Source organism: Flavobacterium sp. WC2409 (genome assembly GCF_041200085.1).
Classification (GTDB): domain Bacteria; phylum Bacteroidota; class Bacteroidia; order Flavobacteriales; family Flavobacteriaceae; genus Flavobacterium.
The window spans coordinates 1,948,652-1,966,939 of record NZ_CP165625.1 but is presented as its reverse complement, the minus strand read 5'-3'; the positions used below and the strand labels follow the sequence as shown (position 1 = coordinate 1,966,939).

Below are 18,288 nucleotides of genomic sequence, written 5' to 3'. Positions count from 1 at the left end.
AATAACAAAAATGAATATTATGAAAGGTAAATATGTAATACTTGCATCAGCATTATTGATATCAGTAGCTACTTTTGCTCAAAAAGATGAAATTAAAGCGGCAGAAAAAGCATTAAAAAAAGGCGATTCTCAAGAAGCTGCTACAATTTTGAAAGGTGCTGAGTCTTTAATTTCAAATGCATCAGACTCTGAAAAAGCACAATTTTTCTTTGTGAAAGGAAATGCTTTTTTGGACTTGGCAAATAAAAATATAGATACTGATAAAAATTTATCTATAGCATCTGCGGCTTATTTGGATTTGCTGGCAGCTGAGAAAGCTTCAGGAAAATCAAAATATTCAACTGAAGCAGCTACTTCAATTACAGCAATAAAATATAAGTTGATAAATAGTGCGATAGCTGATTCTAAAGTGAACAAAGATCTTGAAAGTGCTCAAAAATTATATGACGCTTATTTATTAGATAAAAAAGACACTTTAAATTTATATTATGCAGCGTCTACTTATGTAAATGCAAAAGAATATGACAAAGCGTTGAAATTGTACGATGATTTGAAGACAATGAACTATTCTGGAAAAGGAACAAGTTATTTGGCTGTAAATAAATTGACTAGTGAAGAAGATCTTTTTGCTACCGTTCAAGAAAGAGATAGAATGGTGAAAATGGGAACACATGAAAAACCACGAACTGAGGTTATTCCATCAAAAAGAGGAGAGATATATAAAAATATGGCTTTAATTTTAGTTGAAAAAGGGAGAACTGATGAAGCTAAAAAAGCAATTGCTGAAGCTAGAGCGAATAATCCTGATGATGATTCATTAATTTTGACAGAAGCTAACTTGTATTTAGAAACTAAAGATTTTGATAAATATAAAAAATTAATCTCTGAAGCTTTAGAAAAAAATCCTAATGATGCAGATTTAGTTTTTAATTTAGGAGTTGTTAGCTATAATGCTAAAAATGTAGTTGATGCTGAGAAGTATTATAAAAGAGCAATTGAAATTAAGCCTGATTATGTAAATGCATATCTTAATTTGGCTATTATGAAACTGGACGGTGACAAAGTTATTTTTGAGGAAATGAATAAATTAGGAAACTCAGAGAAAGATAACAAGCGTTACTTAGTTCTTAAAAAACAAAGAGAAGTAGTTTTTAAAGATGCTTTGCCATATTTAGAAAAAGCAAATGAATTGGATCCTAAAAATGAAGAGGTTAAAAACACGTTGATAAGTGTTTATGGTGCTTTAGAAATGACTGAAAAGAAAAAAGCATTAAAAGATAAAATGTAAATCTTACATATGCATAAAAAAACCTATCTGTTTCAGATAGGTTTTTTTTTGTTATATAATTTTTTTGATAACCCTAAGTTTGTGTGTGTGTTTGTTTATTTCTGGATTGTATATGCCTAAGTGATCTAATCTGTCTATTCTTATTTTTCCACTTGCATGAATGATGTAGTTGTTTTCCATGATGATTCCTACATGGATAATATTTCCATCTTCATTGTCAAAAAAAGCCAAGTCTCCAGGTTCACTCTCTTCAATAAAACTTAACGCTTCCCCTTGAGTTGCTTGTTGTGAAGCATCTCTTAATAGTTTATAACCATTTAGTTTGTATACCATTTGAGTAAAACCGGAGCAGTCTATACCAAAAGGAGTTTTTCCTCCCCATAAATAGGGAGCGTTTAAATATAAAAAAGCAGTATTGATCAGTTCTTTTTTGTCTTTAATGCCATTTATTTTTGTGCCTTCGAAATAAAAATTATTGACGTTAATCTCATTGTTATTTATAAATGATAATGACGATCCTAAAGGGATAGGAATTAATAAATTAGAATTTCCAGTTATGTATTCAATCAAGTCACCATTGAGAATAATCGTATCATTTGAAAGTTGAATGTAATTAGCCTCAGAAATCAATTGATATTGTTTAGAATCTACCCAGCCTTCGTAATCATCAAATTGCATTTTGATGCGAGACCATTGCTTAAATTGTTCAATAATTTCGAAATGTTCACCAAATAAAACTTGAGAAACAATTTCGCTTTTATCACTGGGTTCAAATCGTAAGGGGATTATTGCTAGATTACAAATTCCGAACATTTAGATCAATTTATAAGTTGAAATTATGGGTTGTAAGATTTTGGTGCTTAAAACCCATAATTTATGATTATTTAAGCTCTTTCAATTACAATGGCAGAAGCGCCACCACCACCATTACATATAGCAGCAGCTCCAATCTTACCGTTATTTTGTTCTAGTACATTGAGTAGCGTAACTATAATTCGTGCCCCAGAACAACCTAATGGATGTCCTAGTGAGACAGCGCCACCGTTTACGTTTACTTTGTCATTATCTAAACCTAAAATTTTGGCATTTGCAAGTCCTACAACTGCGAACGCTTCATTGAATTCAAAGTAATCAACTTCGGCTGTTGTTAAGCCAACTTTGTCTAGCGCTTTAGGCAATGCTTTTGATGGACTTGTGGTAAACCATTTGGGTTCTTGAGCCGCATCTGCATAGCTTTTTATGTATGCAAGTGGTTTTAGTCCTAATGACAATGCTTTTTCTTCACTCATTAAAACTAATGCAGCAGCTCCGTCATTAATAGTAGAAGCATTTGCAGCTGTAACCGTACCATCTTTAGTAAATACAGCATTTAATGTAGGGATGCGATCTATTTTTACGTTTGTAAATTCTTCATCTTTAGAAACTATAATTGGGTCTCCTTTTCTTTGTGGGACAGCAACTGGAACTATTTCATTATCAAATTTACCAGCTTCCCATGCTTTTGCAGAACGAGTATAAGACTGTATAGCGTAATTATCTTGATCTTCTCTTGTGAACTTATATTCAGATGCACATAAGTCAGCGCAAACTCCCATTGCGTTGTTGTCATAAGCATCCGTTAAACCATCTTTTTGCATTCCGTCAACCATGGTTGATGGACCAAACTTGGTTCCTGTTCTCAAATTCATATAATGTGGAATCAAGCTCATGTTTTCCATTCCTCCAGCTATGACGATCTCTGCATCACCACACTGAATTGCTTGGGCTCCTAGCATTACTGATTTCATACCAGATGCACATACTTTATTTATTGTAGTACAGGCTACGCTATCAGGTAAGCCAGCATAAATTGCTGCTTGACGCGCAGGAGCTTGTCCTACACCTGCCTGAACGACATTTCCCATAAAAACTTCGTCAACTAAATTTGGATCTAGATTTATTTTGTCTAAAGCTCCTTTAATTGCAATTGCACCTAATTTTGGTGCAGAAACGGTAGATAATCCCCCCATAAAACTTCCGATAGGTGTCCTAACGGCAGAAACGATAACAACTCTTTTGTTCATAACTTATAAAATGTTGGTTTATATAGCAAATTTACTCTTTTTTGAACAAATTTTTGTTTTTGACTAAGTATTATATTTTTTCAAAATTAAAGTGAATTTTTATTTCAAGCTATATGTTTGATTGTGAACTGTTTTTAGAATAATGTCAAAAAAACATAAAAAAAAGCCTTAAAATAGTTGTGGGAAACGTAAAGTTGTCTTAAATTTGCAACCGCAAAACGAGACACGTTTCTTTGAGCTTGGAGGGGTGCCAGAGTGGTAATGGAGCAGTTTGCTAAACTGTCATCGAGTAATCGGTGCCAGGGTTCGAGTCCCTGTCCCTCCGCTTTATATTTTTTGCAGTACGGGGTGTAGCGTAGCTCGGTTATCGCGCCTGCTTTGGGAGCAGGAGGCCGCAGGTTCGAATCCTGCCACCCCGACTAATTTTCTTACACGAGCAATGGAGGCATAGCTCAGCTGGATAGAGCACCTGCCTTCTAAGCAGGCGGTCGAAGGTTCGAATCCTTCTGCCTTCACTTAATTACCCTTGTATAATACTAGTAGTCAGTATTTTACAAGGGTTTTTTTTGTTCTAGTTTTAAAGTAGTTACCCGTTTATTTGTAGTGTTTTGAAAGTTGATTCTTTTAAATTTGTTCTAATCTGACTTGATTCTATTTTAGAAAAAATGTTTTTAATCGATTATTTTAGTATTTAGTCGAAATAATTTTGTTTATTTTATTGTTTTTCGTAAGTGTTTTGTTTAATTTTAAGGACTATTAAGTGATATTTATTATAATTAATTACAATCGCCATGAAGTTAAAATTACTCAAAAAACTTTTTTTTATAATTTTGTTACTTAGTTCATTAATTAATTTTGCACAAACAGCAACTATAAATGTAAGTTATGGTAGTCCTGCAATCAATATTTCAAATGGCGGGTCTGTAGCCTTTGGTTTATCTGGTGAAATTGAGTTTTCAGTAACCAATATCCCTACAAATGGAAATCCTACTTTAAATATTCAAAGTATTTCTTCTAGCAATTTAAATTTTGTTATTTCGTCTATTCCTTACATTTCTGATGATAAAATTAAAAAAGGAGATGTTGGTAAATTTAAAATAAAAAGGAATTCGTATAGTTGTGGTACAGGTTCTTCTGTTATTACTATAGATTCAAATATTGGACTTTTTTCTTTTACGGTAAGTTTTGATAATAGACCTTCTATTTCAGTTTTAGGAGGAACGCCAACACAGCCAATTTCTAATGGACAAACAGTACCTACTTCGGCTACTGGAACCTTATTTGGAACGGTTACTGTGGGAGCATCTGCTTCAAGAACGTATGCAATCGTTAATACAGGAACTTGTCCTTTGATATTGGGGAGTTTAACTTGTTTTGGTTATAACCCTTCAACTGGAGTACAATCAGCAGATTTCTCAATAGTACTTCTTACTGCAACTACAATAAATCCAGGTGGTGTTGCGTATTTGATGGTGAAATTCACACCACAATCAACTGGTACTAAAGAGGCTATTATTTCAATTCCTAGTAATGATTCTGCAAAGCCTATTTACACTTATGTTGTGAGTGGTGAAGGATATGACCCAACTATAACAGGTCCGGGAGGAGGAAATCCTGATTTTAGACTTTGGCTTAAAGCTACAAGAGGAGTTAATTTAGCTACTGGGGTAAAGATCCCTTTATGGAAGGATTTAGGATCTCTTGGAAAAGATGCGTCACAAACTACGATTGCAAATCAGCCCACTTTTATTGATGCAGCCAGTGGCAATATAAATTACAATCCTGTTGTGAAATTTCAAAATGATGGTTCAGGAATTAGTCAATTTTTATACAATATTGATAATGGATATTATACCCATGAAACTTTTATAGTAATGGAGCCAGATGTTACTATTGATGGATCTACATCGCCTATGACAATTATTTCAGGAACTTCGGCAGCAAACCCATCTTATCCTATAATTTCAGGTGAACATACTGGAATTGGATTTGGAAATTTTTCAACTCGTTTGACAAATGAAAGATTATGGTTTAATCAATGGCAAACAACTACGACTACTCCTTATTTTAGTACTGGAGACGCAATAGGGAATTATTCTAAAGCAGGAATAATCAATACTAGAAATAAAACAACTACTGCTTCAGATGGTGTCGATTTACTGTTTAATACAAATACAGTTGGAACTTTGGTTAGTTCAAGTGTTAGCTTTTCTAATTTGGGTTATCTTGATGGATCAACTTGGAAAGGTACTCCATATAATATTGGTAAAAATATAAATAGCGGGACGAATTATGGGAATCTAAATGGTAGGGTCGCAGAAATATTATCATATGCTTCTCGTGTTTTAGATGGGAATCGTCCAAAGATTGAAACATATCTTGCTATAAAATATGGAATTACTTTAGGAATTAATGGTACAAGTAAAGATTATATTAATTCTGCTGGGGGAATCATTTGGAATAGTACTTCAAATGCAGGTTTTAATTATAACATTGCTGGAATAGGTAGAGATATAGCATCAGATTTATATCAAAAACAATCAAGAAGTTCCAATGACAATAATGAGGTAACAATTGGTTTAGGGGTCATTGCAAGTACCAATAGTGCTAATATCAATGAATTTGTAATAGATAAAAATTTTTTAGTTTGGGGTTCAGATAACGGTACTTATTCTGCGGGTAGTTCAAATGTTACAACAATACGTACTGGTTTAACTAGTTCAGTAACTAAAATTAATAAAAAATGGAAAGTGGTAGAAACTGGAGGAGATGTTGGGAATGTATTTGTTGGGATTCCGGTAGCAGCTTTTAGTGCATTTTCAAAATTAGCAACAGAAGAATATGCATTGATTGTTAGTGACAATAGCGCGTTTAATGATGGCGACATAGTTGATGTAATTCCACTAAAATCCGATGGTAATGGTAATTTACAAACTTGGTATGATTTTGACGGAACTAAGTATTTCACTTTTGGTAAAGTGCCTAAAGTTGAATCTAAAGAATTGGTAAGTATTGGAGCTAGTAATTTTTTAGTAGGTGAGTATGCTTTGAATCTTAATAGTGGTTCTTTTACTATTGGTTTTTGGTTGAGAAATGACGGTACAGTAGCTGCTAATAAAACCATAATGAGTAAAGGAATTAATTTAGAATTACGATTAAATTCCGCTAATAAAATTGAAGCTTTATGGGACGGTAGTTTGAAATTTGTTTCAAATACTGCAGTTGCAGATGGAAAATGGCATAATATAGTAGCAATTTACTATCTAGGTAGTGCAGATCTTTATATAGATGGAGTATTGGATTCATCCACTTTTAATCTTCAAAATCCAACACCTAATTATTCAAGATATTCTGTAGGTGCACTTTATGTAAATAAAAACGATATTAGAACTCCATTTTATGGTGAAATTGATGAAATTCATATCTGGGATACGGCATTAACATTAAATCAACTCAATTATTTGATGAATCAGGAAATTAATAAATTTGTTGATAATACTGCTGATGGTGCCATATTACCACATAATATTTCCAGTAATGAGATTAAATCAATTCCTTGGACTACATTAAAAGCCTATTATGATTTTAATACATTTTATGGAACAACCATTGAAGGATTGACAGATGAACGAAATTTTTTAAGAATCAAATATCTAAATAAAAATAAAATTATAGCTGGGGTTCAAACCGCTCCATTGCCCTATGAAACTATCGCTGACGGTGCATGGAACGATTCGTCTATTTGGAAAAATGGCGCAATTCAAACTATTCCTAATGCAGTTTCAATTGTTAATGTTGGACTAACAGTAAATGGAAACATTGTGAAAATTAAACATAATGTAACTTCTACCGGAAATAAAACAGTTTTAGGATTGTTTGTGGAAGGTACAGACGCAACTACTTATAAAAAATTATCAATTAATAACGATACTAAAATACAAATTTCACATTATTTAAAATTGGATGGTTTAATAGATTTAACTGGGCAATCCCAATTAGTTCAAACTTTGAATAGTGAGCTCGATGTTTCAAGCATAGGTTTTATAAAAAGAGACCAACAAGGAACAGTAAATAAATATAATTATAACTATTGGTCTTCTCCTGTAGGACCTATAAATGGTACGGCAATTAATAATAACTATACCGTAGATGGTGTTTTTAAAGATGGAACTACAACAACTCCGTTAGCGATTAATTGGGTTTCTGGTTATGATGGTAGTGCATCCCCTTTAAGCCTTGCAAGGTATTGGTTGTATAAATTTGAAAATGGTTCTGAATATGCTAATTGGATTCATTTTATTGAAACGGATCCCATTCGACCTTCTCAAGGATTTACATTAAAAGGAGCTGGTGTTTCTGGATCTACCCAAAATTATACATTTAAGGGAAAACCTTTTAATGGATTAATAAATAGCAATACGGTTTTGGCAGATAATTTATTTTTGGTAGGTAATCCTTATCCTTCTGCTTTAGATGCTTTTGAGTTTATAAGAGACAACATTTCTGTTGCAAATGGAGGAAATAATTCGGTAAATATAATTGATGGAACGCTTTATTTTTGGCAACATTCCCCTAGCAATGGCACTCATATATTGTCAGGTTATACAGGAGGATACGCGACATTGACTTTAGTAGGAGGGGTTGCCCCAGTTGCGCCGGTGGGGATTAGTGGTGTGGGTACCAGTACTAAAATTTCATACCAGTATATTCCGGTTGGACAAGGTTTTTTTGTAAATGGAGATGTGAGTATTGGTACTTCAGAACCAATTATCTTTAATAATAATCAACGGGCTTTTGTTAAAGAAAGTGACGTGGATGATTTGTCAGTTCCAATTTCTAATACTTTATTTAAGAATAGTGTTTCAAATAAAACTAAAAAAACAGATCATTTTAATGATAATAGTAATGATATCGTATATAATATTTATAACACTAAAATTAGATTGGGCTTTAACACCGTTAATAAATTCCACAGAGAATTACTTATAGGATTTATGAATGAGTACGCAACCGATGGTGTAGACGTAGGGTACGATGCATATCAAATTGACACTCAAGATAATGATTCTTATTTTTTAATTAATAATTTAGAATATACTATACAAGGAGTTGGATCGTTTGACACATCAAAAACATATTCGTTGGGAGTTGTAGTTGATACACCAGGAGCTGTTCAGTTTATGATTGATGCAGTAGAATTCTTACCTTCAAATACTAATATAAGTATTCATGATAAAGAAACATCTACTTATTACGATATCACAAATGGGACTGCTGAAATTGATTTAGTTGCAGGATCTTATAACAATCGATTTGAATTAACATTTGAAACGGCTAAGACGCTTGCTGTTGAAAAGAATGAATTAAAGAATTCGAATTTATTGATTTATAATAATGACTTGGAAAAGAAGATAAATATAACTAAAAAAGCAGATGTAATAATTGATGAAGTTTCAATATATAACATTCTTGGTCAAAAATTAATTGGAGTTGACAATTTATCAGGTTTAGATACAATTGAAATTCCTTTCAATTTACAACGAGGAACTTATATTGTAAAAATTAATACTAATAAAGGAATGATAAGTCAAAAAGTTTTAAAAAAATAAAGATATATTTTCCGTAATTAAAACAAAAAAAACGCTAACACTAGCGTTTTTTTTGTTTTACTATTTAAATCACTTCAAATGTTTTATTTTTATAAAAAAATATATTTATGAATTCTTCTTTTAAACTTGGTTTTTTAATAGGTTTCTTTTTATTATTTATTTCTTGTAAAGCACAAGTTGCTATTCCTAACAAACAGATAAAAGATATAGTACTAGTAAACGACACCACATTTGTAAATTTAAAGGATTATAGTACTGATTTTGCTTATGATATGAAATATGCTACCGAGGATAATTTTTTAAAAGCCAAAGTGTATGATTGTGCCGAGTGTTTTCTAAGAATGAAAACGGTAAATGCAATCATAGAAGCTAATAAATTGTTCATGGATCAAGGATATAGAATTAAATTCTTTGATTGTTACAGGCCTTTAGATATTCAAAAAAAGATGTGGCAAATAGTTTCCAATCCAAAATATGTTGCTGATCCAAGTAAAGGATCAATCCATAATAGAGGAGGTGCAGTAGATATCACTTTAGTTGACAAGCGTAGCGGAAAAGAACTTGAAATGGGAACTCCTTTTGATTTTTTTGGAGAAGAAGCCAGTCATGGTTATTCTAATCTTTCAAAAAAAGTTATTAATAACAGGAAACTGCTAAAAAGAGTAATGGTAAAAGCTAATTTCAATTCCTTTGATTCAGAATGGTGGCATTATAATTTAAAATCGGCTTTAAATGATAAAGTATCCAACGTAAAATGGAGTTGTGTAGAATAATTATTTATTCTACACAACGTAAGTTTTTGATGAAATACGTATCAGGTTCATACATTTGACTGTTTAGTTCTGATTTAAACTCTTTCCTAATTACATAGTCCTCACTTTCCGTTAAATATTTTATTCTCATCATCGATAATGGTGAGCTTTTTAAGTCTTCTAAACTTCCTTTCATAAACATAAATATTCCAGAGGTTACTCGATTGTCAAAACCATTCTCATCTCTAAGCATAGTTCCACAATTTTCTTGATCGATATGTATCATGGTAATTATTTTACCATTATTTAATTGTAAGAATAATTTTGAATTTTTATCAAAGCAATTTGCTTTAAGAAAGCCTTTACTTTTTTGAATGAGTTGCACATTTAATGTTGGCAATCCGTCGGTTAATGCCAATGAATAAAAAATATAACTGGAGTTTCCGGCAAAAATTTTCTCACTCATTAAGTATTCTTTGGTCGATTTGTAAGTTCCTATGGAGTCAGTGACGTTTGAGCTATAATCACAAGGTGTTTGAGCAAATAAATTTCCAGTAAATAAGAAGAATGCTATTACAATTAGTTGTTTCATTTTATTATATTTTGTTGCAAATTAAAACTATTTTATTGTTATTTTCATCAGTAGTAAAAAAACAATATATATCCCCACCTTCTTTTATTTTCCATTTTTTTCGAATGGTTTCGACTGTATCTGGAAAATTACGAGTAGTGATGTTGGCTTTAGTGTTGGATAGAAAGTTTTTCATTTCTGTTTTGCTATAAGAAAAGCAGTTTTGAATTAGAAAAATTCTACCAGGAAATTCTATTTTTTCTTGAGAAGTGTATAAATGAGAATGTTTATGTAATTTATTTAAACTAAAGAAAATAGCAATTTCATCAAACCCTCCTGATTTCATTATTGCACTATTGGGTTCGTACAAATATTTTTGAGGTAAGGCGTAACTTGGAATGACGCCTTGTTTATTGAAAACAAATTCAAAAAAGTCTGTTTTATCTTTTAGAATATTAACTGTTTTAATAGTTGTTTCCCCAAGGTAGTCTTTGTGTAATTCCCATAATAATTCTTTTACTTCATTGTCAACAGCTACAATATGGATTGTTTGTACATGCTTTAATTCCGATAATCCGGCTGATAGATCAAGTAAAGGGGCTGTTTTTATAAGAATAGCATTTGAGTTTTTAAAATAATAATCAAGATTATCAGGAACATTTGGCAAACAATCTTTAATCATAAAAACTTTTCCTTTGGCATCGTTGCGTCTTGAAGGGTCGATATAAATCCAATCCCATTTGGTATTTAATGATTTTAAAGTCTCTAAACTATCAGCTGGATAACAACTAATATTTTTAGTATTTAATTGCTCAAAATTATGTTTAACAATAGATGAAAGTGCGGGATTAATTTCACAATGAGTGACCGCTGTAATTTTTTTTGCAAAATAATAATCATCGACACCAAAACCACCTGTAAGATCAATTAACTTTTCTCCTGAAACTAAAGTACTCTTGTAAACTGCTGTTTTTTCAGATGAGGTTTGTTCAACAGAAATTTTGCTAGGGTAAATTATATTTTTAGTGTTAAACCAAGTTGGTAATTTATCTTTTGATTTTGTTTTGGCTTCTATTTGATTCAAAATTGTAATCCATTCAATAGTAGGAAAAGGGTTTCTTTGAAGCGCTAATTTTGAAATTGGTACTTCTAAATTTTTGTCAATAAATTCTTGAATTTCAGTATCTAAAATGGAATGTTGCAATTTTATATTTTTTCAGTTAAAACAGACACGATTTTGTTGTTTGGGAAAAATTCCTTGGCGATAACTTTCATAATTGTATAAATAGGGATTGCCACGACCATCCCGAAAATTCCAAAAGTTATTCCGCTAATTAGCGTGACCAAAAATATTTCTAATGGATGTGACTTAACACTTTTTGAAAAAATGATGGGCTGGCTGATGTTATTATCTAAAATTTGAACAATGAGAAAACCAATTACTACATATATTGTTGTAGGAAGCATTTCAGTTTTAAAATCGGTTCCAATAGCACTGATAAGTGTTAGTATGGCTGATAAAACTGTAGCTATTATAGGGCCTATATAAGGAATTACGTTTAGTAGGGCACATAAGAATGCAATAATAAAAGCATTCTTACTTCCAAAAATGATTAGAACTATGAAATAAAGTATAAATACTACAGTCAATTGAACCAGTAGACCAATAAAATACCTAGTGAGTAACTGATTTATTTTTTCAACTGAGTTTAGAATTTTTTCTTCATTGGAATCTGGAAGTATTTTTTTTGCTTTTTCCTTAAAAATTTTCTGGTCCTTTAAAAAGAAAAAAGTAATAAAGAAAACAGATGCTAATCCCATCCCAAACCCAGCAACAAGATTAATTATTGTATTGATAAAGTCAGTAAAAAAATTATAATTAATCTTAGAAGACAAATTGGAGTTATTTAAGATTCCTTGTAGATCTATATTATGTATGTTAAAGTAGTTTTCTATATTATGTTCTAATATTGTAAGTTGACTTTGAAGTAAATTAGTATCTAATAGGGATAAGTTTTCTGCTTGTGAAATGATAAGTGGGACAAAAAGAAGTACAAAACCTACAAGTATAAATACAAATAGTAACAAGGTTGTTATAGTTGCAAATATTTTTTTAAATTTAAGTCTTTGATTTAAAAATAAGAGAAATGGGTTTGCGATTAAACAAAGGATGAGTGAAATACACAAATAGAGAATTACAGTTTGTATTTTATATAAAAAATACAAAACACAACATACTATAACAATAGTTGTTAATGCTCTTAAGATCCCGTTTGAGATTATTTTTGATGTAATCATTAAAAAATAATTTAGTGATAAAGATATAAAAAGTAGCAGTCTCAAAAACAACTTTAGAGGTAGTTTATTTTATCATTCAATACCGTTTCCTTCAATAAAAACAGTCTCAATTAAATTACTGCCAAATGCATAAGGCAGTTGATAATAAGAGGGGATAGGTCTGGTAAGAATAAGATTTGCTTTTTTACCAATCGTTATACTACCATGAGTTTCTGAAACTCCCATAGCATAAGCTCCATTTATTGTGGCGGCGTTTATTGCTTCTTCAGGTGTCATTTTCATTTTGATACAAGCAGTTGCAACTACAAAATTCATATTTCCAGATGGTGTAGAGCCTGGATTGTAATCTGTAGCTAGTGCTAATGGCAATCCTGCAGCTATCATTTCACGTGCTGGAGTATATGGAATGCTCAAGAAATAGGAACAAGATGGCAAAGCAACTGGCATTGTTTCAGTATTTTTCAAAGCTTCGATATCTTCTGACTTCATTACTTCGAGATGATCTACAGATAGCGCATTGTGTTTTATTCCTGCTTGAACTCCTCCAATGGAGTTGAATTGATTGACATGAATTTTTGGCTTTAAGCCAAAGCGAATTCCCGCTGCCATAATTTGCTCCGTTTCCGCAACAGTAAAATAACCTGTTTCACAGAAGACGTCAATATAATCAGCGAGTTTATTTTGTGCAATTTCAGGAAGGATTTCGTTGACTAATAAATCAATATATCCTTGATGATTTTCTTTGTATTCTAAAGGAAAGGCATGAGCACCAAGAAAGGTTGCTTTTATAGCTATAGGATAGTTTTGCGACAAACGCTTGATTACTCGCAGCATTTTCAATTCCCCTTCAACTGTAAGTCCGTAACCCGATTTGATTTCAACAGCGCCCGTTCCTAAACGCATGACTTCTTCCAGCCGTTCTTTGGATTGGTTGTAAATTTCTTCTTCGGTGGTTGCATTTAGCTTTTGAGCTGAATTTAATATTCCACCACCACGATTGGCAATTTCTTCATATGTCAATCCATTGATGCGATCCACAAATTCTTGCTCTCGATTCCCTGCATATACAATATGAGTATGACTGTCACACCAGGTAGGTAAAACCATTTTTCCAGTTGCATCAATGGTTTTGTCAGCTATTAGTTTAGGAAGATTCTCCATCAAACCAAAATCGGCAATCAAATTATCTTTGATTACTAAAAAGGCATTTTTAATAGTTGGAAGCATTCCCATTTCGGCACCAGAAACTTTAGCGACCGAAGTTTCCCGTACTTGGAGTAATTCCTTAATATTGATAAGTAGTGTTGTCATTTAAAATTATTCAGAAACCGTTATTTCAAAAAGCGTATCCCAGTTTTTTCCAGTTACAAAAATGGTTTTGGTTTTTGGATTGTAAGCAATTCCGTTTAAAACATCTGCATCAGCATTTTTAATAAATTTTTTCAAGCCAGACATATCTAAAATTCCTTCTACTGCTCCAGATGTTGGATTCACAACTGCAATGGCGTCTTTTTGCCATACATTAGTATAGATTTTACCATTAATCCATTCCAATTCATTGATGGATTTAATTTTAGAATCTCCAGAATAAACATTGATATAATCTATCATTTTTTGGTTTTCAGGATCCATCTTCCAAATTTTCTCTGTTTTATCAGTTTGGTAAATGTATTTACCGTCATTTGTCATTCCCCAACCTTCAATTTCCTTGTCAAAATTAAACGTCTTGATTTTTTTAAACGTCTTTAAATCATAGATAAATCCTACTTTTGATTGCCATGTTAATTGGTATATCTTATCGTTTAATATAGTAACTCCTTCACCAAAATACTTTTGATCTAAATCTATTTGATTATATACTTTTCCTGTTTTATAATCGTATTTTCTAAGGTATGATTTTCTACCTTCGGGATTACCAGTACTTTCATATAGCGTGTCTCCATGAAATTCTAGACCTTCCGTAAAAGACATTGTATCGTGTGGGTATTTATTCACGATTTTGTAATTCAAAAGTTTTGGTTTTACATTGGACACGAGTTCAACTCTAGAAGTGGCTTCAGCATTTTCTCCGCCATAATATACTAATGCTTTGAGGTTTTGGTACCCTAGTTTTTGATCTTTTAGTTCAAATAAAATCGGATCTCCTCCTTTTTTTGAACCTACTTTTACATCATTTACATAATATACAATGCTGTCAATAGTTTTCGAATTGGAGTTGGTTATTGCTAAATTAAGTTGGTCTTGTTGTGTATATTTTTCTTTAAAATTGGTAATATCGAAGGTAAATAAAGTATTTTCTCCTTTTTTTGTATCTCCACAATTAGAAAGTGTCATTCCTAATAAAATGATAGATAGTAAGTTATATTTTTTCATGGTTTAAATTTTGAATAGACCAATATACAATGTTATTTTAAGAGCACAAAGCGCTTGCAAAAATATAAAAAGATTGTATATTTGCACCGGCAAGTCCTACACGACCAGCTCCTGCAGACTCCCCCAGGATGGGAACATAGCAAGGGTACGTGGTTGAGCGGTGCGATGTAGGTCGCTTGCCATTTTTTTTTAATCTGAACTTGTTTCAGATTTTTTTTTGCCAATTTTGAAATATTTTCAAAATATATAGAATAGTAGTCTTCCTTATGGAGGATTTTTTTATTTTTGGTCTATTCTAAAATACAGTTAAACAACAATCAATTATGAGTAAAGTAGTTTTAGTTACAGGAGGTTCCTCAGGAATAGGGAAATCTATTGGGGAGTTTTTACATCAAAAAGGGTTTGTTGTTTATGGAACGAGTAGGAATCCAGAGCGGGTTTTGAATTCGGTTTTTCCACTTGTTGCATTAGATGTTAGAGATACAGCATCTATTCAATCGGCTGTAGCCAAGATTATTGCTACATCAGGACGATTAGACATTGTAATTAATAACGCTGGTGTTGGGATAACAGGTCCACTAGAAGAAATTCCAACTGTGGAAATGAAAAATCATTTTGATACTAATTTCTTTGGACCTATTGCAGTGATGCAAGCTGCATTGCCACAAATGCGCGAACAAAAATCAGGTTTAATAATAAATATTACTTCGATTGCAGGCTATATGGGATTGCCATACCGCTCGATGTACTCGGCCTCAAAAGGAGCACTTGAATTAATTACGGAGTCTTTGCGCATGGAGGTGAAATCTTTTGGGATTCATATTACTAATGTAGCACCTGGAGATTTTGCTACTAATATTGCTTCAGGACGGTACCATGCTCCTGTAATTCCAGGATCGGCTTATGAGGTTCCTTATGGGAATACGCTAAAAACTATGGATGAACATGTCGATAGTGGAAGTAATCCTAATGAAATGGCTGAAGCGGTTTATGCTATTATTCAAACAAAAGATCCTAAAATTCATTATAAAGTAGGGGCTTTTATGCAAAAGTTTTCGATTGTATTGAAACGAATACTTCCGGATAAAATGTATGAAAAAATGCTAATGAATCATTATAAGTTGTAATTTTGCACCGGATTTTATTGATTTTGCAATTGCGTGAAGGATCGCAGTGAAAATCCTCCCGTTTTTTAGGGAGATTGTAACGTAGAGCCTGACCCTTGTGGTCACGCCCAAAAAAAAAGAACACACAATTTAATATAGAAATAGTATGAAGTTTTTTATTGACACGGCTAATTTAGCTCAAATTAAGGAAGCGCAAGCATTAGGGGTTTTGGACGGAGTTACGACTAATCCATCATTGATGGCTAAGGAAGGAATTACTGGAAAAAACAACATTATGAAGCATTATGTTGACATTTGTAATCTTGTTGACGGTGATGTAAGTGCTGAAGTAAATGCGCTTGATTATGATGGAATGGTTAAAGAAGGGGAGGAATTAGCTGATTTGCATGAGCAAATTGTGGTAAAATTACCTATGACTAAAGAAGGAGTTATGGCGGCAAAATACTTCTCAGATAAAGGAATTAAAACGAATGTAACTTTAGTATTCTCAGCGGGTCAAGCATTATTAGCTGCTAAGGCGGGAGCTACTTATGTTTCTCCATTTATTGGTCGTTTAGATGATGTTTCTACGGATGGATTGGCTTTGATTGAAGAAATCAGATTGATTTATGATAACTACGGTTATGAAACTCAAATTCTTGCAGCTTCTGTACGTCACACGATGCATATTGTAAACTGTGCGAAAATTGGTGCTGATGTTATGACTGGACCACTTTCGGCTATTTACGGATTGTTGAAGCACCCATTAACTGATATTGGATTGGCACAATTCGTTGCTGATTTTGAAAAAGGAAATAAATAATATTTTTTCACTTATAAAAAAAGGCCCGTTTCAATTGAAACGGGCCTTTTTTATACTTTTATGTTTTTTTATTTTCGTACAAACGGCGGTAATAATTTGGAAGAAACTTCTCCAAAACCAATACGTACTTGCCCGTTTTTACAGAAACCTTTCATGATTACTGTATCATTGTCATTGATAAATTTACGTTCCGTACCGTCATTTAACGTGATAGGATTTTTCCCTCCCCAAGTCAATTCAAGCATAGAGCCGTAGCTATCTGGAGTAGGTCCTGAAATAGTTCCTGATCCCATCATATCACCAGAATTAACGCGACAACCGTTTGAGGTATGATGAGCTAATTGTTGGTTCATAGTCCAATACATGTATTTAAAGTTGGAGTTGCTTACTACGGTAGGTTCAGCATTTTCAGGTTGAATAGCTACTTGTAAATTGATATCAAAAGAGTGTTTTCCTTTTTGTTGTAAATAGGGTAGCGGACTTGGATTTTGTTTTGGTCCAGGAACTCTAAATGGTTCTAATGCATCCATAGTTACAATCCAAGGTGATATTGACGAAGCAAAGTTCTTTGCTAAGAATGGCCCTAGGGGCACGTATTCCCATTTTTGAATGTCACGGGCACTCCAATCATTTAATAAAACCATTCCGAAGATATAGTCTTCGGCTTCGTTGATAGGAATAATTTCTCCCATTATATTTGCATCAGTAGTGATGAAGGCAGTTTCCAATTCAAAATCAATTAAACGAGAAGGACCAAATACAGGAGTGGTTTCACCAGCTGGTAATGTTTGTCCCATAGGTCTGTGAACAGGAATCCCGGAAGGTACAATAGTAGAACTTCTACCATGGTATCCTACAGGTATATGAAGCCAGTTTGGTAATAAAGCATTTTCAGGATCGCGAAACATTTTTCCTACATTTGTTGCGTGTTCTTTGCTAGAATAGAAGTCAGTATAGTCACCAATAAGAACTGGTAATTGCATTTCTACATCGGCTATATTAAAAATTACAATGTCTCTATGTTTTTGGTCGTCTCGTAGTTTTGGATTTGTGCTGTCAAAAATGTCAGCAATACGATTACGAACCAATCTCCATGTTTTTTTACCATCAGAGATAAAGTCGTTCAACGTGTCTTGCATGAACATATCATCAGTTAATTCAATACCTGCAAAGTAATTTAGTTGTTGTAAAGCACCTAAGTCAATTGCATGATCACCTATTCGAGTTCCTACTGTAACAACATTTTCTTTGGTAAGAAAAACTCCAAAAGGAATATTCTGAAGAGGAAAGTCACTATTTTCAGGGACTTCAATCCATGATTTTCTGTTAGTATCGTTGGCTGATATCGGCATAATATGTTAATTGTTTTGTTGAAAATTATAGTTCAAATATATCATAATCTAGC

The 18,288-nt window shown here is 32.6% G+C and carries 13 protein-coding genes, 3 tRNA genes and 1 other RNA gene; 9 read left to right on the top strand and 8 right to left on the bottom strand.

The genetic code is table 11. The annotated features are described in order from the left end of the window. Positions 1-19 precede the first annotated feature (19 nt). Entirely contained in the window at positions 20-1,288 is a 1,269-nt protein-coding gene (locus tag AB3G34_RS08435; protein WP_367757955.1) for a tetratricopeptide repeat protein, read from the top strand. A gap of 51 nt (positions 1,289-1,339) precedes the next feature. Here AB3G34_RS08435 and AB3G34_RS08430 read toward each other — a convergent pair whose 3' ends face one another. Both AB3G34_RS08430 and AB3G34_RS08425 read right to left on the bottom strand, forming a co-directional pair. Next, positions 1,340-2,101 carry an NlpC/P60 family protein gene (locus AB3G34_RS08430; protein ID WP_369752130.1) on the bottom strand — a complete coding sequence of 254 codons (762 nt, stop codon included), beginning with the start codon at positions 2,099-2,101 and terminating at the stop codon, positions 1,340-1,342. Positions 2,102-2,172: 71 nt separating this feature from the next. After that, positions 2,173-3,351 carry an acetyl-CoA C-acyltransferase gene (locus tag AB3G34_RS08425; RefSeq protein ID WP_369752129.1) on the bottom strand — a complete coding sequence of 393 codons (1,179 nt, stop codon included), beginning with the start codon at positions 3,349-3,351 and terminating at the stop codon, positions 2,173-2,175. 241 nt (positions 3,352-3,592) lie between these two features. On the opposite strand from AB3G34_RS08425, the gene AB3G34_RS08420 reads away from it, so the two are divergent. The 5 genes from AB3G34_RS08420 to AB3G34_RS08400 all read left to right on the top strand — a co-directional run bounded on the left by AB3G34_RS08420 (position 3,593) and on the right by AB3G34_RS08400 (position 9,733). Next, a tRNA-Ser gene (locus AB3G34_RS08420) sits at positions 3,593-3,676 on the top strand. A gap of 19 nt (positions 3,677-3,695) precedes the next feature. Beyond that, positions 3,696-3,770 (top strand) — tRNA-Pro (locus AB3G34_RS08415). Between the two features lie 22 nt (positions 3,771-3,792). Next, positions 3,793-3,866 (top strand) — tRNA-Arg (locus tag AB3G34_RS08410). Positions 3,867-4,142: 276 nt separating this feature from the next. Next, complete coding sequence (locus tag AB3G34_RS08405; RefSeq protein ID WP_369752128.1) at positions 4,143-8,960, top strand: LamG-like jellyroll fold domain-containing protein; 4,818 nt, start codon at positions 4,143-4,145, stop codon at positions 8,958-8,960. A gap of 107 nt (positions 8,961-9,067) precedes the next feature. Continuing rightward, positions 9,068-9,733 (top strand): M15 family metallopeptidase, encoded by a 666-nt coding sequence (locus AB3G34_RS08400; protein ID WP_367770711.1) that lies wholly within the window; start codon positions 9,068-9,070, stop codon positions 9,731-9,733. 4 nt (positions 9,734-9,737) lie between these two features. On the opposite strand, the gene AB3G34_RS08395 is transcribed toward AB3G34_RS08400, so the two are convergent. From AB3G34_RS08395 to AB3G34_RS08375, 5 genes are all read right to left on the bottom strand, one after another. After that, positions 9,738-10,304 carry a hypothetical protein gene (locus AB3G34_RS08395; protein ID WP_369754066.1) on the bottom strand — a complete coding sequence of 189 codons (567 nt, stop codon included), beginning with the start codon at positions 10,302-10,304 and terminating at the stop codon, positions 9,738-9,740. Positions 10,305-10,308: 4 nt separating this feature from the next. Continuing rightward, complete coding sequence (locus AB3G34_RS08390; RefSeq protein ID WP_369754065.1) at positions 10,309-11,487, bottom strand: class I SAM-dependent methyltransferase; 1,179 nt, start codon at positions 11,485-11,487, stop codon at positions 10,309-10,311. A 2-nt stretch (positions 11,488-11,489) separates the two neighbouring features. Next, positions 11,490-12,581: an AI-2E family transporter gene (locus tag AB3G34_RS08385; RefSeq protein WP_369754064.1), complete on the bottom strand. Its 1,092-nt coding sequence runs from the start codon at positions 12,579-12,581 to the stop codon at positions 11,490-11,492. A gap of 72 nt (positions 12,582-12,653) precedes the next feature. Continuing rightward, positions 12,654-13,892, bottom strand: coding sequence for an imidazolonepropionase (gene hutI, locus AB3G34_RS08380; protein ID WP_369754063.1), 1,239 nt, complete (start codon positions 13,890-13,892; stop codon positions 12,654-12,656). 6 nt (positions 13,893-13,898) lie between these two features. After that, the gene (locus AB3G34_RS08375) at positions 13,899-14,954 is read right to left on the bottom strand and encodes a glutaminyl-peptide cyclotransferase (RefSeq protein ID WP_367770698.1); all 1,056 of its coding nucleotides are present in this window, start codon (positions 14,952-14,954) and stop codon (positions 13,899-13,901) included. An 87-nt stretch (positions 14,955-15,041) separates the two neighbouring features. On the opposite strand from AB3G34_RS08375, the gene ffs reads away from it, so the two are divergent. From ffs to fsa, 3 genes are all read left to right on the top strand, one after another. Continuing rightward, positions 15,042-15,139, top strand: an RNA gene (gene ffs, locus AB3G34_RS08370) — signal recognition particle sRNA small type. Between the two features lie 138 nt (positions 15,140-15,277). Beyond that, a complete protein-coding gene (locus tag AB3G34_RS08365; RefSeq protein ID WP_369754062.1) occupies positions 15,278-16,081 on the top strand; it encodes an SDR family oxidoreductase in 804 nt (267 codons plus the stop codon). 145 nt (positions 16,082-16,226) lie between these two features. Then, complete coding sequence (gene fsa, locus AB3G34_RS08360) at positions 16,227-16,883, top strand: fructose-6-phosphate aldolase (RefSeq protein WP_367770693.1); 657 nt, start codon at positions 16,227-16,229, stop codon at positions 16,881-16,883. Positions 16,884-16,951: 68 nt separating this feature from the next. On the opposite strand, the gene fahA is transcribed toward fsa, so the two are convergent. Beyond that, positions 16,952-18,235, bottom strand: a complete 1,284-nt coding sequence (fahA, locus tag AB3G34_RS08355) for a fumarylacetoacetase (RefSeq protein WP_369754061.1) — start codon at positions 18,233-18,235, stop codon at positions 16,952-16,954. Between the last annotated feature and the right edge of the window lie 53 nt (positions 18,236-18,288).